Here is a 19069-nt window from a genome sequence, read left to right as displayed (position 1 = left end):
ATCCTTCACCGCAACTGGCATATGACCGACCTGCCCTTCGCCGCCATCGGCTTCGACCTCGACGGCACGCTGCTCGAAACACACCGTGACCTTGGCGCAGCAGTAAATCACGCGCTCGATATCGGCGGCTTCGATCCCGTGCCTGCCGACCATGCCAGCGACCTTATCGGTGGCGGGGCCAAGATCATGCTGAAACAGGCCGTCGACGAACAAGGCGGCCTTCCCGAGGACGAATTCCGCAACCTCTACAAAGAGATGCTCGCATATTACTCGGAAAACAACGCGGTCCACACCCAGCCTTATCCGCATGCGCGCGAAGTATTGGTCAGCTTGACCGAGCGAAAGATCGCGATGGCCGTAGTGACCAACAAGTTCGAGAGCTTCGCCCGCCAGATCCTTCGGACTCTGGACCTCGCGCAGCATTTCGTGGCGATCATCGGCGGCGATACGATGGGCAAGGGTCGCGCCAAGCCCGCGCCGGACCCGATCCTGGAAGCAATCCAGCGCTGTGGCGGCGGCCGTTTCGCTTTCGTCGGCGACAGCTCCTACGACGTCCTCGCGGCACGTGCAGCGAAGGTGCCGGTGATCGGCGCGCGTTACGGATATTGCGACAAACCACGCGGCGAATTGGGCGCGGACATGGAAATCGATTCGCTGGCCGAGCTGATCCCGGCTCTGAGCCGCCTCGGCTGAACGCTCCGCCGCTACGGAATGGCGGTGCGCCATACCCGCTGTTGCAAGCGCGAAGCGAACGTGCCACCCAGCCGCGCAATTGACCTTTACGTAAACGACAAAGCAGGAGCAGCCCCATGAGCATCGATTTCAAGGACAAGGTAGCCATCGTCACGGGCGCCGGCGGCGGTCTGGGCCGCGAATACGCGCTCGAACTCGCACGCCGTGGCGCCAAGGTCGTAGTCAACGATCTCGGCGGTTCGCGCGACGGCACCGGCCATTCGGATATGGCCCTGCAGGTGGTCGAGGAAATCGAGAAGGCCGGCGGCGAAGCCGTCTCCAACGGCGGCTCGGTCACCGAGTTCGAGCAGATGGAAAAGATGGTCGCCGACGCCAAACAGAAATGGGGCGGCGTGCACATCGTCATCAACAATGCCGGGGTGCTGCGCGACAAGACTTTCGCCAAGATGACGATGGACGACTTCGAATTCGTGGTCGACGTGCATCTCAACGGTTCGGCCAATGTCAGCAAGGCGGTGTGGGAAACCATGCGCGAGCAAGCCTATGGCCGTATTCTCATGACGGCATCTTCGACCGGTCTGTTCGGCAATTTCGGCCAGGCGAATTACGGCGCTGCCAAGCTCGGTCTTGCCGGTCTCACGAAGACGCTCCAGCTCGAAGGCGCGAAATACAACATCAAAGTCAACACGATCTCGCCGGTGGCAGGCACGCGGATGACCGAAGACCTCTTCCCCGAAGAAGCCTTCAAGCTGTTCGATCCGGTGAATGTGGTCCCGGCCGCACTTTTCCTCGTCAGCGAAGACGCACCGACCAATGCCATCGTCGGCGCCGGCGCCGGTGGTTTCCACTCGGCTTGGACCGTCATGAACGACGCTGTCTGGCTCAAGGACGAAGACCGCACCGTCGAAGGTTTCGCTGCCAATTGGGACAAGATCAGCGAGTTCTCGAATCTCAAGGCCCCGCAGTCGGGCAGCGAGCAGTCGGGCGCGATCCTGACCGCGATGCAGAAGCTCACCGGCACCGGCCCGAGCAGCGCGCGCGGCTAAACCGGCCAAGACACGATCAAGGAGGGGCTCGCGCTGCGGTGCGGGCCCCTTTTTCGTGGCTAGCTAGTCGTCGATTGCCTTGAGCAGGCGCCGCTCGACCGGGGCGATGACGCCGGGCAGTTCATGTCCGCGCTTGAGCACCTGGCCGTGCTCGCCGAACAGGGTCCACATGCCCTGTTTGTTGCGCAGCGAAGGCCGCTTCTCGATCCGCGCCTGCGGGCGCTCCGCCGCACGGCGGAAGGCGGCGAAGACGGCAATGTCCTTCGTGAAGTCCATCGCGTAATCGCGCCATTGCCCGGCAGCGACCATGCGCCCGTAGAGATCGAGTATCCGGGTAAGCTCCTCGCGGCTGAAACCGACCTGAAGCGGCTGGCGCCCGGGAAAGGCGACGACCGTGTCGCCAAGGAAATTCATCAATCCTCCGTCCCGCTACGTCGCGCGGGCTCGCGCTCGACTTTCAATGCGGCAACTTCGGCACGCAGGACCTTCAACTCGTTTTCAAGCTTCTCGATGCAGTCGCGGCCCATCTCGCGCGCGCCTTCGCACGGATCGTCGCAAGGCGTGCCATAGGGGATGAATTCCTTCACCCACTCCTCGGCCGGGACCAGCGTGCTGCGCGCCTTGAGGCCGATCATGGTGGCGCCCTCCGGCACTTCGTCGGTCACCACGGCGTTCGCTCCTATCCGTGCGCGCCGGCCAACCGTGATGGGCCCGATCACCTGCGCGCCCGAACCGATGATGACATCGTCCGAAATGGTCGGATGGCGTTTGCCGCCTTTGCCATTGGTCGGGTTCGTTCCGCCCAATGTCACGCATTGATAGATGGTGACATTGTCGCCGATTTCGGCTGTTTCTCCGATGACCGAGAAGCCATGATCGATGAACAGGTTCTTGCCGATCTTCGCGCCGGGATGGATGTCGATGGCGGTCAGCCAGCGGCTCCAGTGATTGATCAACCGGGCCAGAAAGAACAGCTCCGCCTCGAACAGCCAATGAGCGATCCGGTGATAGAAGATCGCCCAGACACCGGGATAGGTCAGCACTTCCCAGCGGCTGCGGGGGGCCGGATCGCGTGCCTTCACGCTGTCGAGATAGGCGACAAGTCGCTCCAACATTGGCACTATTCTCCCACCGGAAGGCCGCTAAAGCAAGCGGCTCTGCTCGGGCCCCTGCACCGCCTCCAACGCATCTCGCCATATAGATAGGGTGGCGGGAACCTGCCGTTCAAGGCTGATGCGATCTATTTCCGACACGATTTTCTCTATCGCGGCGTAGCTGCGCTCAATGCGCGGAACGAGATAGGCGGGCGCGCCCTCGCCCAGCGCGAGCCCTCTCTGCACCGCATGGCTGAGCAACAGGTCGGCCGCCAGCGCATCGTCGAGCGGGCCGATCTCAAGTTGCAATGCCGCGCCCATGCGGCTGCGCAGATCGGGCAGAACGATGTCCCAGCTTTCCCCATCGGCCACCAAAAGCAGCGGAAAACCGTCCTCCTGCGCCCGGTTCCAGCGATGGAACACCTCGGTTTCGTCCATGGCATCGACCGCATCTATGACACCGCCGAGGTGTCGATTGGCAAACCAGCGGGCGAAGAGCGACTTGCCCGATCGCGGCGGCCCATGGAGGATCGCCGTGCGAAACGGCCAATTCTCGGGCCTGCCCAGTGCGTCCGCTACGGCGCGATTGCCTGGTCCGATCACAATGGATGCGGGCACTCCACCGCCTGCCGGAATCAGCGGGAGCGCGATCTGCGACGTCACCGCCCGGTCTCAGCGGCTGATGGCGAGCGCGTTGCTGCCCTGGTTGACGGTGAAGCCGCGGGCTCGCAACGCGTCGGCCAATTGGGCGATGGAGCCCGAATAGCTGACGGTCATGACCGAGGTGCCACCGATCGCCGTACTGCGGATACCCGTGCCGCGGACACCGGGGGTTCCCCGGACTGCGCTCACCGCACCGTCGAATGCCGCTGCATCGGGCGTGGCGACCTGCACGGTATACAGCGCGACGGAGCCTTCCGGAGGGGGCGTGCGGATCGGTGCAGCAGTGATGGAATCGCCGCTTTCGGCCGTCGGCTCGGCCGCTGCCGCCGCCTGATCCTGCGCGCGCATGGCCCGGCCCAGTTCGAGCAGGCGCTGCAGTTCCGGGCTTAGTTCGGGAGTGCCGATATTGAGCGTCGGATCGGGCCGGAGCCGGCCATTGGCCAGCGCGATCTCGAAGATGCGGTTGAACCGGACCACTGCGCGGTCGAGCATGGCGGGCAGTTCGGCCGACGAAGCAGCCGTCATCTCGAAGCTGCCCAGATACTCGTTATCGGGGCCCATCCGTGCGGTAAACGTGCCCTCGATCGGCCCGCCCGGATAGGCGTAACGCAGATTGGCGATGGGAACGAGGACATCGTCCGCACCGAACTGATCGAGCGTGTTGCGCCACCAGGTACGACTCCTGCGGCCGGTCTGCCCATAGGTCAGCAGCAGCGAATCGCCACCTGCACCGGATGGCCTGACATAGTCGATCCGGCTTTGCCCTGTCTGGTATTCGGCCCAGGCACGCTGCCATGGATTCCGCTGTTCGAAGATCATCTGCGTGCCTGCCGAAACCGTCACGGGCAACAGCAGCATGGGCGCAGAGCGCGTCGCCTCGCCCCCGGCGCCGAGATACCGCGAAGCCCGCTGACGGTCGAAAACGACCCCGAGCGTCGCGATATAGCGCTTGGGCCCGAGCCGTTCGCGCTCGATCACGATGGCCGATACGAGCCCTTCGATCTGCGAATCGCTGAGTTCGGGACCGTTTATCCGCTCCCACGCCTGGCGCTGCGCGTCGACCCAGCCCTTCGCCCGCGCTTCGGTGCCGCTATCGGCGCGGACATCAACTTCGACGCCGGTAACGTGAATGTCGCGAGTGGACGCGACAGGCGCGATCCCGCGTTCGCCGCCGACCTGTGCCCATACCGCCACGCCGAGCGCGCACAGCGCTGCTATCGCAAACGCCACGATTGCGGGACGACGAAGGGCGGGTTGAAGGGAGATGGCGTGGCTCATGGGGAAAACAGAGCGCCTTTTGCCGAAAGGATTCTGGAAATCCAAGCGCGAATGCGTAAGGCGGGTGTCATGAGTGACAAACCGCAAGAGAATACGCCCTCCTATACCTACGAACAGGCAGGCGTCTCGATCGAAGCCGGAAATGCGCTCGTGAAGGCGATCGGCCCGCTCGTGAAAGCGACCATGCGGCCTGGCGCGGATGGCGAAATCGGCGGATTCGGCGGGTTTTTCGATCCCAAGGCGGCCGGCTACAAGGATCCGCTGCTGGTTGCCGGGAATGACGGCGTAGGCACCAAGCTGAAGCTCGCTATCGATAGCGACAGGCATGACACGGTAGGCGTGGATCTTGTCGCCATGTGTGTGAACGATCTGATCGTGCAAGGCGCAGAGCCGCTGTTTTTCCTCGACTATTTCGCGACCGGCAAGCTCGAGAATGGCGTGGCGGAGCGCGTGATCGCCGGAATCGCGGATGGCTGCAAGCAGGCCGGTTGCGCGCTGATCGGTGGCGAAACGGCGGAAATGCCCGGCATGTATGCGGCTGGGGATTACGATCTCGCCGGTTTCTGCGTCGGAGCTGTCGAGCGCGGAGAACAACTGACCGGCGAACGTGTGGCGCCGGGTCACGTCCTTCTGGGCCTGGCGAGTTCGGGCGTGCACTCGAACGGCTATTCGCTGGTCCGCAGGCTGGCGGCAGACAAATACTGGAAGCTCGACCGCCCCGCCCTGTTCGACCGGGACCGGTTGCTGATCGACACGCTGATCGAGCCGACCCGAATCTATGTGAAAAGCCTGCTTCCGCTCGTGCGCGACGGGCTGATCGACGCGATGGCGCATATTACCGGCGGCGGCCTGCTCGAGAATATCCCACGCGTCCTGCCCGCCGGCGCGCATGCGGAGGTCGATGCCGATGGCTGGGAGCAACCCGGACTGATGGCGTTCCTGCAGGCGCAGGGCAATATCGAACCTGCGGAGATGGCGCGGACGTTCAATTGCGGTGTGGGCATGGTGCTGGCGGTCGAATCGGCAAATGCCGAGATCGTGCGCACCCGGCTCGAGGATGTCGGCGAAACCGTGGTCGCAGTCGGCCGGATCGTGGAGGGCGACAAGGGCTGCACGGTGAAGGGATCGGCCGGAACATGGTCTGCGCGCGAAGGCTGGTCGGCGACACACAATGCCTGACAAGGCGAGGGTCGCGGTCTTTGTGTCGGGCAGGGGCACGAACATGGCAGCGCTGCTTTACGCGAGCCGCTTGCCCGATTGCCCGTATGAAATCTGCCTGGTGGCGTCCAGCGATCCGGATGCCGGGGCGCTCATGCTTGCCGAGGCGGAGGGTGTCGCCACCCATGCCGTGTCGCACAAGGGGATGACACGCGGCGACCACGATGGGGCGATGGAGAAAGCCGCGCGCGATGCCGGTGCACAATATATTGTTCTTGCTGGATATATGCGTATTCTGACCGCCGATTTCGTGCAGCGCTGGGAAGGTCGAATGCTCAACATCCACCCCTCTTTGCTGCCCAAATATCCAGGTCTCGACACGCATGCCCGCGCCATCGCCGCGGGCGATTCGTATGGTGGGGCGAGCGTCCATCTGGTCACCGAAGAGCTCGATGCGGGCGAGGTTCTGGGGCAGATTCGTGTCAAAATATGTGCGGATCAGACGTCTGATTCGCTTGCCGAACGCGTCAGACATGCCGAACACCAATTGTATCCCCAAGTCCTTGCCGATTACGTCTCGCGCGGCAGCGATCCGCAATGGCTGCTGGACCGGGTTCGCGAGCTGGCGCTGGCCCTGCCCGAAACGCATGAGCGCGAAAGCCACGGCTCGCCCGGCTTCCGCGTCGGGACCGAAAAGTCCGGCAAATTCTTCGCCTATTTCTCCGATCAGCATCACGGCACGCCGCATATTTCGCTGCTGGTGAAATGCTCGAGCATGGACGAGCTGGATGGCCTCGTCGAAGCACAGCCGCAGGCCTATCATAAACCCGCCTATTACGGCGCGAGCGGATGGATCGGGGTGATCCTCAACCGGCCGGGGGTCGATTGGGAGAGCGTCGCGGACTGGCTCCAGCGTAGCTGGCGCCTGGTCGCACCCAAGAGCGTCACAAGGCTGCTCGACGCGGCGGACGAGTTCTGATCGCAGTGGCCGGACCGCCCCGCCCGCACCCGCTTGCCCGCGCGAAAGCCGCCATGTGGGCCGACCGCGCAGTGCGTGCGCTATGGGAAACCGGTCTGACGCCCAAACCGCCGGTCGATCCCGAATACCTCTGGAAGATCGGCAGCAGGGGCTTCGAAACGGAAGACGAGCGGTCGGGTCGCGACGAGATCGAGGTCGAGGATTTCCGCGAGCGCCTGGCGAAACTCTGCGTCAGTCTGAGCGAAGAAGCCCGGCTGAACGCGCTCGGCCACACCATGGCGTATGGCCAGCTGTCGTCCGCCATCCGCACGCGGCACGCGCTGGGCCGCGTCTGGCGCGAGACGCCCAGCCTCGCAACCACCGAAATCGCCCCGCCGATCATCGTGGTCGGCCAGATGCGTGCGGGCACGACCCGTATGCACCGGCTGCTGGCCGCCGATCCGCGCCACACGGGCACCCGGTTCTGCAACAGTCACTATCCGGTGCCGGCCAAACCCGATCTGCGCCGGTTCAAGGCCGGGGCCGCGCTGGCCGTCGCCCGGCAGATCAATCCCTGGCTCGACACCTTGCATCCGTTCGGCGCGACGCGAACGGACGAGGAAATCGGCTGGCTGGCGGGTGCCTTGTCACCGGCCACTTTCGAAGCGCAATGGCGCATTCCATCCTTCGTCGGATGGAACGAGGCCCATGGTGCCGACCCGGTCTATGCCGAATTCGCCCGTATCCTGCGGACCGACGCGTCGGTGATGGGCGACGCGGCACGGCCACGAATTCTCAAATGTCCCCAGTTCTCGGAAGACCTGCCGGCCCTGCTGAGGCAATTTCCCGATGCGAGGCTGGTCGTGACGCATCGGGAAGGACGCGCGCTGCTCGACAGTTCCGTATCGCTGGTCGCCAGCCAGATGGCGTTCCAGACCGATTATGCCGACCTGGTCGCCATAGAGGCCGAATGGCGGCGTAAACTCGCTTTGCGCGACGAACGGATCGAAGCGACGCTCGCCGGTTTCGACGGGCCGGTCGCACGGATCGACTTCGACGCACTGGGCGCAAACTGGCGCCGCGAAATCGCGCAGACATACGACGCGATCGGAATACAACTGACCGCCGAAGCGCTGGAGGCGATGGAGGCGGAGCAGGCGCTATCGGCAAACAGCGCCCACCTGCAGCACCGCCTGCAGATCGCGCAATTCGCGACGTCCTAGGCCTTCTTGCCGATGCCGGGGATGAATGCGACCCTGAGAAGATTACGAATTACCACATCCGTGCCCGACGGGCAAAAACCGGACCCGAAAGCAAAGGCCCGCCGCGGGCATAGAGCACGCGGCGGGCCGTGATTTCCGACTTGTTCCGGCGGGCAATCCGCCCGCACCGGGTCAGCCGACGATTTCGTTCTCGTCGAAGAAGAACTCGATCTCGATCTTGGCGTTCTCGTCGCTGTCCGATCCGTGGACCGAGTTGGCTTCGATCGATTCGGCATAGGTCTTGCGGATCGTGCCATCGGCCGCATCGGCGGGATTGGTGGCGCCCATTACGTCACGGTTGCGCTTCACGGCGTCTTCGCCTTCCAGAACCTGCACGACCACCGGACCGGAAATCATGAAATCGACCAGTTCGCCGAAGAAGGGGCGTTCCTTGTGGACCGCGTAGAAGCCTTCCGCCTGTTCGCGGGTCATGTGGATGCGCTTCGCAGCGACGACGCGCAGGCCGGCTTCTTCCAGCATCTTGGTGACGGCGCCGGTCAGGTTGCGACGCGTGGCGTCGGGCTTGATGATCGAAAAGGTGCGGGTGACCGCCATGGGAATGTTCCTTGCGTGGGATTTTATCGGGGAGAGGTTTCTCGGGCGCGCCCCTAGCGCCACCCAGGCGAACGGGCAAGAATCATTCGAGACCGTGACTTATCGACAACTGGGCCTTGGTCAGTTCGCCGCCGCGCGTGGCGGTGAGCGAAAAGCTGGTGCCGTCCCCGTTCTCCCCGCCGATCATCGTCATCGGCCCGGTCTGGAGCGATGTCGCCACTTCGATCCCCGCGGTATCGGCCTGTTCGCGATAATAGGCCACCAGATCCTCGACCGACGCGTCGCTTTCGAAATCGAGCAGGACAAGCAGTCCGTCGGACTGCTCTACCCACGTATTGTCGGTTACCTTCACGTCCGGATAGAGCGCAAAACCCGCAGGCAACCGAACCGGCACTTTTGCGCCCGAACGCATGATCGTGGTCGTGCCATCGCCATCGGTATGGCGCGCCCGGGTCTCTCCGGTAGCGCTGTCGATATCGTAGGAATCCGGCGGGTCTATCCGCTGAGGCGCATCGATATTACGGGAATCGGGCGTGTCGCCACTGCAGGCGCCAATCGCAAGGACCGCGGCGGGGATGGTGGCAAGGTGTTTGCGCGGACCTCGTGTCATGCCAAAAGGATGCACGACTTGCCGATGGGTTCCGTCATCCACCCTCGCGCCAGGCGCCATTCCCATCCTGCTTGTGAATCCGGTTATCGACCGCCTCATCGCGGGCGAAACGTCGCCAGAGATCGGCCGCCGCATCGCGCTGATCCGCATCGAACAACAGCAACACCCGGTCGAAACCGAGCGCTTCGTCCCGCCATTGGCCATCGGCGATCAATGCCATGCGCGCTTCGTTGGGCGCGCTGCAGACATCGGAAAGGAGGATCGGCTGGCGCGCCTCATATGCGCCGCCGGCCATGCCATTGGCAAGGAACGCGCCGCCGCCCTGCTGCCAGAGAACTTGCGAGAGATGCGCACGCTGCATCTCGTCGCCGCTGACGACCAGCAACCGTTCGCCCGCCTGCAATACCTTGCGTGCAAGCTTCGCCACGGTAACATCCACCGGGTCCCGGCTGAGTTGATAGAAATCGACGCGAGTCTGGCTCATCTCTATCCTATCGGTTCGGTCACCGTCGCGCTCCGCATCCGCTCGGTGAGGACGGCCGGGCCTACTTCTCCAGCGTGTCGCGAACGAAGCGGTCGAGGAGCCGGACGCCGTAGCCTGTCGCGCCCTTGCCCCAGGTTCGTCCCGGCTTGTCCGACCAGACCATCCCCGCCACGTCGACATGCGCCCACGGCGTATCGTCGGCGATGAACCGCTGCAGGAACTGCGCGGCGGTGATCGATCCGGCCGCCCTGCCGCCGATATTCTTCATGTCCGCAATGGGCGAATTGATCAGCTTGTCGTAGGCCGGGTCGATCGGCATGCGCCAGTTGCGATCACCGGAGACCTCGCCTGCCTCGTACAGGTCCTTTGCCAGCTGGTCGTCGTTCGAGAAGACGCCGGCGAATTCGTGCCCCAGCGCGATGATCATCGCGCCGGTAAGCGTGGCGAAATCGACGATCCTGGCCGGCTGGAACTCTTCCTGCGTCCAGTGCAAGGCGTCTGCCAGCACAAGACGTCCCTCCGCGTCGGTGTTGAGCACCTCGATCGTCTGGCCGCTCATCGACGTGACCACGTCGCCCGGGCGTTGTGCCTTGCCATCGGGCATGTTCTCGACAAGACCCATTACCCCGACGAGGTTGGCCCTGGCCTTGCGCCCGACGAGGGCGAGCATTGCACCCGCAACCGCACCGGCACCGCCCATATCCCATTTCATGTCTTCCATGCCGGGGCCCGGCTTGATCGAAATACCGCCAGTGTCGAAGGTAACGCCCTTGCCGACAAAAGCGGTCGGCGCTTCGCCCGGCGTCCCGCCATTCCAGCGGATGGCGAGGATGCGCGATTCCCGGTCGGAGCCGAGCCCGACACCGAGCAGGGAGCCCATGCCGAGCTTTTCCATCTCCGCCTCGTCCAGCACGATCAGTTCCGCGCCCGTCCCTTCGAAACGCGTCCGGCAGCGTTCCACGAAACTTTCGGGATAGAGGATATTGGCCGGTTCGGTGATGAGTTCGCGGGTGAATTCGACGCCCGCGGCGACATGGGCCATATCGTCCCACGCGGCTTCCGTACCTTCCGGAGCGCCGACCACGATAGTCCGGACGAGCGTGATCTTCTGATCGTCCTTCATCTTTGTGCGGTAGATGTCGTACCGCCAGTTGCGCAGGCGCAGGCCCAGCAGCACGCACGCCGCCTCTTCGCCCGAAAGTGCGCTATCCGTCAGATCGAGCACCAGATCCTCGACCCCGCTCGACTGATATTTCGTCGCCAGCGCCGCACCGGCTTTTTCCAGATTGGCGAGGCGCGCCTCGCTGTTCCTGTCGCCGGCACCCGCCAGCGCAATGCGGATGACCTGTCCATCGCGCTCCGCAAAGCCATCGAACACCTGCCCGCTATTGCCCTTGAAGCGCGCAGCCTCCATGCCTTCCACCATCGCCTTGTCGAGATCGGCGGGAACCTTGCCCTTCTCAATGACTTGGGCAACAAGGCGTGCGCTGGGCGGACGGGACTGGGTGAACTGAATTTCCATGGGATCTCCGGAAACAATTTCTGGTCGAGCCGGCGCCATCGGCAGCCGTCCCGAAAGGATGGCGATTGCGATTAGGCGCGGCTGGTGCGATAGGCAAGTAATGCTCCCGCCTGCCGAGACAGCTTTACGAGCCAGCCGGGAGGCCCTTTGTCCCGCGACGCTTGCCGTAACCGCGCTGAGCCTGTTCGTCGCAACCCCGCTTGCCGCGCAAACGTCCCGCGATGACGGGACCGTTGGCGATCGGCAGGAAGAGCCGCAAAGCGACCAGCCGTCGGTCGACACGGCGAGCGATGTCGACGAGCTGCTGACGGTGCCCGACCCCAATGCCGGTCTCGACGCTCCGCCGCCGGCGACCGGCGATGACGGCGTCAACACCGCCGGCGACCGCGAGATCGATTTCGAAGCGGACGTGCTCGAATACAGCTCCGAAAGCGACGTTGTTACCGCCACCGGCAACGTCGTCCTGCGCAGCGGCGACCGTTCGTTGCGAGCCGATTCCGTGACATGGAACGAGAGCACCGGCGAGATCCTCGCCACCGGTCGGGTCCGCTTCGTCGACGAGAACGGCAACCAGTTGTTCACCGAAAGCGTCGAACTGACCGACGAATTCGAAGCGGGGGCGATGAACAACCTGCTGCTCGCGCTTCGCCAGGGCGGCCGCCTCGCGGCCAATCGCGGCATTCGCGAAACCGACGGCACGGTGGCGCTGGAAGAAGCCGCCTATAGCGGGTGCGATGTCGTCAACTCCGAAGGATGCCCCAAGGACCCTAGCTGGCGGATCACTGCCGAGCGTGTGACCTACGATCCCACCGAGCAGAGAATCAGCTTCACCGGGGCCTATCTGGAACTGTTCGGCGCGCGGATACTGCCCCTGCCCGGGCTTGCTTTACGAACCGATGGCGGTGCCGTGTCCGGCTTTCTCGTCCCGGATCTGCGCGTTTCGCAAAGCAACGGCGTGGAGGTATCGGGCAGTTACTACATCCGCTTTGCCGAGAACCGCGACCTCACGCTCACCACGCATGTCTATACCGAGGCCGCACCCATGGTCGCCGGCCAATGGCGGCACCTGACGGAGAGAGGCGCCTACCAGATCACCGGTTATGCGACGCACAGCCGGCGCATTTCCACGCTCACCGGCGCTGCCACCAGCGAAGAGGAATTCCGCGGCTACGTCTTCGCCAATGGCAAGTTCCAGCTTACACCCGACTGGAGCATCTCCGGCTCGATCAGGCGTGCGACCGATCGGACCTTCCTGCGCCGCTACGACATCAGCCGCGACGACCGCCTGCGCTCCACGATCGAACTGGAACGGATCGGCAAGAACACATATATCTCGCTCGCCGGCTGGGCCACGCAGACGCTACGGCTCGACCAGCCGCAGGGCGAAGTGCCGATCGCGCTTCCGGTGTTCGATGCGCGATGGCGGCCGGATACGTCGATCCTCGGCGGGCAAGTCGAACTTCAGGCCAATACGCTGGCCATCACCCGCGATATCGGACAGGATACGCAACGTGCCTTCGCGCGCGCGCAATGGGATTTGCGCCGTGTGACCGCGATGGGGCAAGTGGTGACACTTACCGGCATGCTGCGCGGCGACGTGTACCATTCGGACGAGAACGACCTCACTGACACCGCCAGCTATCGTGGTAGCCCCGGTTGGGAATATCGCGGCGTAGCTCTCGGTGCGGTGGACGTGCAATGGCCCTTTGTCGGCGAAGCTTTCGGCGGCACGCAGGTGTTCACGCCGCGCGTGCAGTTCGTGGCAACTCCGCCGATCAAGAACCTCGCCATCCCCAATGAAGATGCGCGCGCGATCGACCTCGAGGACTCCAACCTTTTCGCGCTCAACCGTTTTCCCGGCTATGACCGGGTCGAGGACGGCGCGCGGGTCACCTATGGCTTCGACTGGTCGCTGCGTGTCCCGGACTGGGAGCTCAAGACGACCGTTGGCCAGTCCTACCGGCTGGACAACGACCGCGACATTTTCCCCGAAGGTACCGGCCTGTCCGAGAGATTCTCCGATTTCGTCGGCCGCACCGAAGTGCGTTACAAGGATTTCGTCAAGTTCACCCACCGTTTCCGACTCGACAAGGACAATTTCGGGATCCGCCGGAACGAAATCGATGCGACGGTGGGATCGAGCAAGACCTATGCCGAACTCGGCTATGTCCGGCTCAATCGTGACATCACCGACGTCGAAGACCTTCAGGATCGCGAAGAATTGCGCGGCGCGGTGCGCGTGGCTTTCGCCAATTACTGGTCGGTATTCGGTTCGGGCGTCTTCAACCTGACCAACCGCGACGAGGATCCCACATCCGCTTCGGACGGGTTCGATCCGATCCGCACCCGCCTTGGCATCGCCTATCAGGACGATTGCCTCGAACTCGGCATTACCTGGCGACGCGATTACATCACGTCTGGCGATGCCGAACGCGGCGACACTTTCCAGCTTTATTTCAGCCTCAGAAATCTGGGTTTCCGTTAGGTCGCACTTGTTGGCACCTCGGGCCAAACGCGCTATCCGGCGGGCGATTATCAGCTTTGGTTAAGCCGCATCCCTTCATGACGACCGGCATAACCGGGCATCCTGGGTTTGCCGCTAGATAGGTTCGACACGTGACTGCACAAATATTTTCCCGTCTGCTTTCCGTTGCCGCTGCGACCGGCCTGGTCGCCGCACCGATAGTGGGACAGGCCCAGGATACGATCGCGCAAGGCGATCTCCTCGGGCTGCCGAGCGATCTCAGCATGCTGCAGGACACCGATCCGAACAAGCGCGTGGCCACGGCGGTCGTGAACGGGTTCGTCATTACCCAGACCGATATCGACCAGCGTGTCGCGCTGCTTCTGGCGGCCAATCAGCGGCCCGTGAGCGATCAGGAAATGATCCGTGTCAGGATGCAGGTTCTGCGCAACCTGATCGACGAAACCCTGCAGATTCAGGCCGCACTCGCGCAGGAAATCGACGTTGCCCAGGCAGAGGTCGATCAGACCTATGCGCGCGTCGCGGCGCAGAACTTCGGTCAGGAACCCGAGAAGATGGACGAACATCTTCGTTCGATCGGCTCGTCGCCGGCCGCGCTCAAGCGCCAGATCACCGGTGAAATCGCGTGGAACAACCTGCTTCGTCGCAACGTCGCGCCATTCGTCAATGTCTCGTCCGAAGAAGTGAACGAAATGATCGCGCGGATGGAAGCTTCGCGCGGGACCGAGGAATACCGTCTGGGCGAAATTTTCCTTTCGGCGACGCCCGAAACCTCCGCGGCGGTCGAAAGCAATGCCAACAAGATCGTCGAACAGCTGCGCCAGGGCGGCAGCTTCGTCGCCTATGCCCGGCAATTCTCCGAAGCGTCGACGGCCGCAGTGGGCGGCGATCTCGGATGGATTCAGCTTCCCCAGCTGAAAAACGACCAGCTCGAGACGGTTGCCGGCGAAATGAGCCCCGGCCAGCTGGTCGGCCCGATCGCCATTCCCGGCGGCTATTCCATTCTGTACCTGATCGACAAGCGGCAGGTGCTGATGGCCGATCCGCGCGATGCGGTTCTGAGCCTCAAGCAGATCCAGATCGCGTTCGATCCCGGCACCAGTCAGGAAGCCGCCCAGCAACGCGTCGCCAGCTTCACCGAAGGCGTCAAGAACATCCGCGGCTGCGGCGATGCCGAGAACGCCGCCGCGCAGCTCGGTGCGAATGTCGTGACCAACGACCAGATCCGCGTGCGTGCACTTCCCGAGCAGTTGCAGAGCATTATTCTCGATCTCCAGGTCGGCCAGTCCACGCCGCCCTTCGGTTCGTTCGAGGAAGGCGTTCGGGTATTGATGCTGTGCGGTCGCGACGATCCGCAGGTCGCCGCCGGGCCGGACTTCAACCAGATCATGGGCCAGCTCGAAGAAGACCGTATCGAAAAGCGTGCCCAGCGTTACCTGCGCGATCTGCGCAACGACGCCTTCATCGAATACAACTGACGCGGATCGTGGCTCCGCTCGCCGTATCGATTGGCGATCCGGCGGGGATCGGCGCCGAAATCATCGTGGAAAGCTGGGCGCGACGCCGGGAATCCGGTCTCGCGCCCTTTTTCGCAGCGGGCGGCGCAAGCGTGCTCCAAGCCGCAGCGGAATTGCGCGAAACCGACTGTCCGGTAGTGCGCATCGACGATGCAGCGGAGGCGGCGGACGCCTTTGCGCACGGCCTCCCGGTCCTCGGGGCGGACGACTGCGGCTACAAGCCCGGCGTGCCCGACGACGAAGGGGCCGCCCTGGCACTGGGATCTCTCGCCGAGGCAACGCGAATGGCGCTGCTGGGAAAGGCCGGCGCAGTGGTGACCGCACCCGTTGCCAAGGCGCAGTTGGCAAGGATCGGTTTCGAGTTTCCCGGCCAGACCGAATTCCTCGCCGTCGCCTGCGGCCTGCCCGCCGAAGCCTCGGTCATGATGCTCGCCGGCCCCAGTCTGCGGACCGTCCCGGTAACCGTGCATTGCGCGCTGGCCGACGTGCCCGGCCTTCTTACCGCGGACATGATCTACAGCAGGGCGCGGATTGTCGCCGAGGCACTGGAAAGGGATTTCGGGATTGCCACGCCGCGGCTCGCGATCTGCGGCCTCAACCCCCATGCCGGCGAAGGCGGCAAATTCGGCTCCGAAGAACGTGACATCATCGAACCGGCGATCGACCTTATGCGTCAGGCGGGAATGACCGTCTCTGGCCCGCACCCCGCCGATGCGCTCTTCACCCCGCGCGCGCGGCAGAACTACGACGCCGCCATAGCGATGTATCACGATCAGGCATTGGTGCCGCTCAAGGCGCTCGATTTCGACGAGGGCGTGAATGTGACACTCGGCCTGCCGATAGTCCGGACCAGCCCCGATCACGGCACGGCATTCGATATCGCGGGCAAAGGGCTGGCCGATCCCGGCGCCATGATCGCGGCGCTGCGAATGGCGGGCGAGATCGCCGTGCGCCGGACGCCTTCTGCTTCCTAGACCATCGCGAGCAGCGAAGCGACATGGCGATCCCTGGGTGAATACCTTGGATTGCTTCGCTTCACTCGCAATGACTGTATAGGGGTCGGGTGAGTACAACCCTCCCTCCCCTGCGCGAAGTTATCGCCCGCCACGGCCTCAGCGCGTCGAAGGCGCTGGGCCAGAACTTTCTGTTCGACGAACAATTGCTCGACCGGATCGCAGCCATTCCCGGCGATCTGTCGGGCAGGCAGGTGCTCGAAGTCGGCCCCGGCCCGGGCGGGCTGACCCGCGCCCTGCTGCGTGCCGGAGCCCGCGTCACGGCGATCGAGATGGACCGGCGCTGCCTCCCCGCGCTCGCCGAACTGGGCGAGGCGTTTCCCGGCCAGCTCCGCGTGGTCGAAGGCGATGCGCTGAAGCTCGATCATGCCGAGCTGATGGGCGGCGAACCTTTCGCCGTGCTGTCCAACCTGCCCTATAATGTCGGCACCGCGCTGTTCGTGCGCTGGCTCGGCGGACAGAACTGGCCGCCGCTCTGGACCAGCCTGACGCTGATGTTCCAGCAGGAGGTCGCCCAGCGCATCGTCGCGCAGCCGGGCGGCTCGACCTATGGCCGCCTCGCCGTTCTGGCCCAGTGGCGCGCGGAAGCGAAGCTGGCCATGAAGGTCCACAGAAGTGCGTTCACCCCGCCGCCAAAGGTTATGAGCGCAGTGGTCCATGTTACACCCTGCGCCATACCCGAGGGCGTCTCGGCCCGCACCCTCGAACGCCTCACCGAAGCCGCCTTCGGCCAACGCCGCAAGATGCTCCGCCAAAGCCTCAAGGGAGTGCCCGGCGCGGTCGAGGTGCTGGAGAAGCTCGGCATCGATCCGCAAAGGCGGGCGGAGACCGTAAGCATCCGGGAATTCACGCAAATCTCCAGAGAACTCGGCTGACGAAGAACGCTCACGTAGAAAGCCCGGGTGGCCAAGTAAGTCAGAGTTAACGCCCTTGTTTAGTATTAAAAAGAATGTGCACATGTACGTTCGGAGATCATGCGACTGCTGCGCTTCATTCTGACGCTCTTCGCGGTTCTCGCCGTAAGCAATACTGCGGCCTTCGCCCAGGACACCGCTTCGCCGCTTCCCTGCGTCGCAACCGAGGCGGTGGCCTGGGCGCCAGTCACAGTCGATACGTTGCCCACACGATGGAACTGCGCGACTTACGAACTCTCTCTGTTGCCCGAGCGAACCTACCTTCGTTTCCAAGTACCGGAAGGCTCACCTTCTCCCCGCTTCCTGGCTGCGCAGCGCGGACCTCTCTCTAGCATTTCCGTGGCCGCAATCGATGCAGCCGGGCGCGTCAAAGTGACGCACCACCGGATGAGTGATCTACAAGTCGTCGCGGGTACTGACCTATTGAAGATCCCGCTAGCCCGCACGGATAGCCCACCCCGCGAGATCATAGTCGCGGTCGATTTGCCCACCGATCTGCGCGTCGTGCGATCGATGCAGCTTACGATCGACGACCCGAGCGCCGCGCCGCGACTCTTCCTGTTGCTGCTCGTTATCTCAATGCTTGCTGGCATGTTGCTGATGCCGCTCATATTCGGGCTGATGATCTATCGGGTCTTGCGGCACAGTTTTGTGCTGTGGCATGCCGTCACCGCAGCGGCGTTGCTCATGACCGTATTGGTAAATTCGGCGCTCATCACGAGCTTCGTGCCGCTAGGGGTGGAGATGATCGTCCGCCTGGCCATTCTGGCGCTGGGGCTCTCCGTGGCGGGAAATGTGATGTTCGCCTATCACTTTATCGAACGCAGTCGCGCCAACGCCGCGCTGCGCAAGACGCTTCCCTGGCTCGCAGCGTGGGGCTTTCTAGTAGGCGTTCTCGGCAGCCTCGATCTTCACTCGGGACGTACATGGCACGTGCAGGCTTATTTCACGGCATATGTTCCGGTGCTGATCGCCTATATCTGGTTTGTAGTCGGAGCGTTACGGCGCGGCAGCCGCTACTCCCGCTACCTGATCGTGGGCCTTTCGCCTCTCATTGCTGTGTGTCTGTTGCGGCTCGTCGGTCAACTGACTCCCTGGCTGCCCGAAAACGACTCCATGCTGCTGTTCTATGTTGGCTGTGTATTCGAGGAGATCACTGCTATGCTCGGCGTCACGGCACGATTGGTTCAGCTCCGCAAAGAACGCGATCGCGCACGTATCGAGAACGCCGTACTGCAGAATCTCAGCCGCCACGACCCGCTAACCGGCTTGATGAACCGGCATGCGCTCGAAAGTGATCCGCAAGATCAGATCGAATTCACGGCCATGGCGATCATGGATATCGATCATTTCAAGTCGATCAACGATACCTACGGCCACGTCGTTGGCGATCGGGTGCTGAAGGCGGTGGCAGACGTGCTCAAAGGAGAAGAAGACGCGCGGATCGTGCGGATGGGCGGAGAGGAGTTTCTTATTCAATTGCGCTGTAGCAGGCCAGGCGCGCGCGCCGAGGCATTTCGCCGAGCTATCCCGCTTTCCGTCGGTCGCGCCGTGCCCGAACTCGATTGGCCCGTCACGGCCAGCATGGGCGTCATACTTCTGGGTCCGAAGGAACGAGATCAGATTCCCGATTTCCAGACATTGTATTCGCGGATGGACGGGCTGCTCTACCGCGCCAAGGACCAAGGCCGCGATAGAAGCGTTGTCGCAAAACTGGCCTTCTTCGATCCCGACATATCGGCAGAGGATGCACAGGAAAAATTCGACTCGATCGTCACCTCGTTCCGAGCACGACGGCGAAAATCGAACGGCTAGAG

General features: G+C 63.4%; 18 protein-coding genes. 10 read left to right on the top strand and 8 right to left on the bottom strand.

Going from position 1 to position 19069, the window contains the following annotated elements; all coding sequences use genetic code 11:
- The first annotated feature begins 21 nt into the window (after positions 1-21).
- Positions 22-693 carry an HAD-IA family hydrolase gene (locus K3174_RS08180; protein ID WP_221557773.1) on the top strand — a complete coding sequence of 224 codons (672 nt, stop codon included), beginning with the start codon at positions 22-24 and terminating at the stop codon, positions 691-693.
- 116 nt (positions 694-809) lie between these two features.
- A complete protein-coding gene (locus K3174_RS08175) occupies positions 810-1739 on the top strand; it encodes an SDR family NAD(P)-dependent oxidoreductase (protein WP_221557772.1) in 930 nt (309 codons plus the stop codon).
- Between the two features lie 63 nt (positions 1740-1802).
- Here the strand turns inward: K3174_RS08175 and K3174_RS08170 are convergent, their stop codons facing one another.
- Genes K3174_RS08170 through K3174_RS08155 form a run of 4 tightly spaced genes read right to left on the bottom strand, consistent with a single transcriptional unit; the run spans position 1803 to position 4774 of the window.
- Complete coding sequence (locus tag K3174_RS08170) at positions 1803-2153, bottom strand: DUF2794 domain-containing protein (protein WP_221557771.1); 351 nt, start codon at positions 2151-2153, stop codon at positions 1803-1805.
- A complete protein-coding gene (gene epsC / locus K3174_RS08165; protein ID WP_221557770.1) occupies positions 2153-2854 on the bottom strand; it encodes a serine O-acetyltransferase EpsC in 702 nt (233 codons plus the stop codon). Before epsC ends, K3174_RS08170 begins: the two co-directional genes overlap by 1 nt.
- A 27-nt stretch (positions 2855-2881) precedes the next feature.
- The gene (locus K3174_RS08160; RefSeq protein ID WP_345719608.1) at positions 2882-3496 is read right to left on the bottom strand and encodes a P-loop NTPase family protein; all 615 of its coding nucleotides are present in this window, start codon (positions 3494-3496) and stop codon (positions 2882-2884) included.
- Positions 3497-3505: 9 nt separating this feature from the next.
- Positions 3506-4774: a heavy-metal-associated domain-containing protein gene (locus K3174_RS08155; RefSeq protein WP_221557769.1), complete on the bottom strand. Its 1269-nt coding sequence runs from the start codon at positions 4772-4774 to the stop codon at positions 3506-3508.
- Between the two features lie 69 nt (positions 4775-4843).
- Between K3174_RS08155 and purM the strand changes: the two genes are divergently transcribed.
- Genes purM through K3174_RS08140 form a run of 3 tightly spaced genes read left to right on the top strand, consistent with a single transcriptional unit; the run spans position 4844 to position 8113 of the window.
- Complete coding sequence (purM, locus tag K3174_RS08150) at positions 4844-5953, top strand: phosphoribosylformylglycinamidine cyclo-ligase (protein WP_221557768.1); 1110 nt, start codon at positions 4844-4846, stop codon at positions 5951-5953.
- Positions 5946-6911 carry a phosphoribosylglycinamide formyltransferase gene (gene purN / locus K3174_RS08145; protein ID WP_221557767.1) on the top strand — a complete coding sequence of 322 codons (966 nt, stop codon included), beginning with the start codon at positions 5946-5948 and terminating at the stop codon, positions 6909-6911. The genes purM and purN overlap by 8 nt, the downstream gene beginning before the upstream one ends.
- A gap of 53 nt (positions 6912-6964) precedes the next feature.
- Positions 6965-8113, top strand: a complete 1149-nt coding sequence (locus K3174_RS08140; RefSeq protein WP_221557766.1) for a sulfotransferase — start codon at positions 6965-6967, stop codon at positions 8111-8113.
- A 171-nt stretch (positions 8114-8284) separates the two neighbouring features.
- On the opposite strand, the gene ndk is transcribed toward K3174_RS08140, so the two are convergent.
- The 4 genes from ndk to K3174_RS08120 form a co-directional block, all read right to left on the bottom strand.
- Positions 8285-8707, bottom strand: coding sequence for a nucleoside-diphosphate kinase (gene ndk / locus K3174_RS08135; RefSeq protein ID WP_221557765.1), 423 nt, complete (start codon positions 8705-8707; stop codon positions 8285-8287).
- An 82-nt stretch (positions 8708-8789) separates the two neighbouring features.
- Positions 8790-9317, bottom strand: coding sequence for a hypothetical protein (locus K3174_RS08130; protein ID WP_221557764.1), 528 nt, complete (start codon positions 9315-9317; stop codon positions 8790-8792).
- Positions 9318-9351: 34 nt separating this feature from the next.
- Positions 9352-9801: a DNA polymerase III subunit chi gene (locus tag K3174_RS08125; protein ID WP_221557763.1), complete on the bottom strand. Its 450-nt coding sequence runs from the start codon at positions 9799-9801 to the stop codon at positions 9352-9354.
- Between the two features lie 61 nt (positions 9802-9862).
- Positions 9863-11323, bottom strand: coding sequence for a leucyl aminopeptidase (locus tag K3174_RS08120; RefSeq protein WP_221557762.1), 1461 nt, complete (start codon positions 11321-11323; stop codon positions 9863-9865).
- A gap of 100 nt (positions 11324-11423) precedes the next feature.
- Here K3174_RS08120 and K3174_RS08115 point away from each other — a divergent pair, with 100 nt between their 5' ends.
- The 5 genes from K3174_RS08115 (at position 11424) to K3174_RS08095 (ending at position 19067) form a co-directional block, all read left to right on the top strand.
- On the top strand, positions 11424-13808 hold the full coding sequence (locus tag K3174_RS08115) for an LPS-assembly protein LptD (protein WP_221557761.1): 2385 nt from the start codon (positions 11424-11426) through the stop codon (positions 13806-13808).
- 131 nt (positions 13809-13939) lie between these two features.
- Positions 13940-15286, top strand: coding sequence for a peptidylprolyl isomerase (locus K3174_RS08110; protein WP_221557760.1), 1347 nt, complete (start codon positions 13940-13942; stop codon positions 15284-15286).
- 5 nt (positions 15287-15291) lie between these two features.
- Positions 15292-16299, top strand: coding sequence for a 4-hydroxythreonine-4-phosphate dehydrogenase PdxA (pdxA, locus tag K3174_RS08105; protein ID WP_221557964.1), 1008 nt, complete (start codon positions 15292-15294; stop codon positions 16297-16299).
- Positions 16300-16388: 89 nt separating this feature from the next.
- Positions 16389-17213: a 16S rRNA (adenine(1518)-N(6)/adenine(1519)-N(6))-dimethyltransferase RsmA gene (gene rsmA, locus K3174_RS08100; protein WP_345719607.1), complete on the top strand. Its 825-nt coding sequence runs from the start codon at positions 16389-16391 to the stop codon at positions 17211-17213.
- Between the two features lie 99 nt (positions 17214-17312).
- Positions 17313-19067, top strand: coding sequence for a GGDEF domain-containing protein (locus K3174_RS08095; protein ID WP_221557759.1), 1755 nt, complete (start codon positions 17313-17315; stop codon positions 19065-19067).
- Positions 19068-19069: the final 2 nt, after the last annotated feature.

It is taken from the genome of Qipengyuania qiaonensis (assembly GCF_019711515.1).
GTDB classification, from domain to species: Bacteria; Pseudomonadota; Alphaproteobacteria; order Sphingomonadales; family Sphingomonadaceae; genus Qipengyuania; species Qipengyuania qiaonensis.
This window is presented reverse-complemented; position numbering and strand designations above follow the sequence as displayed.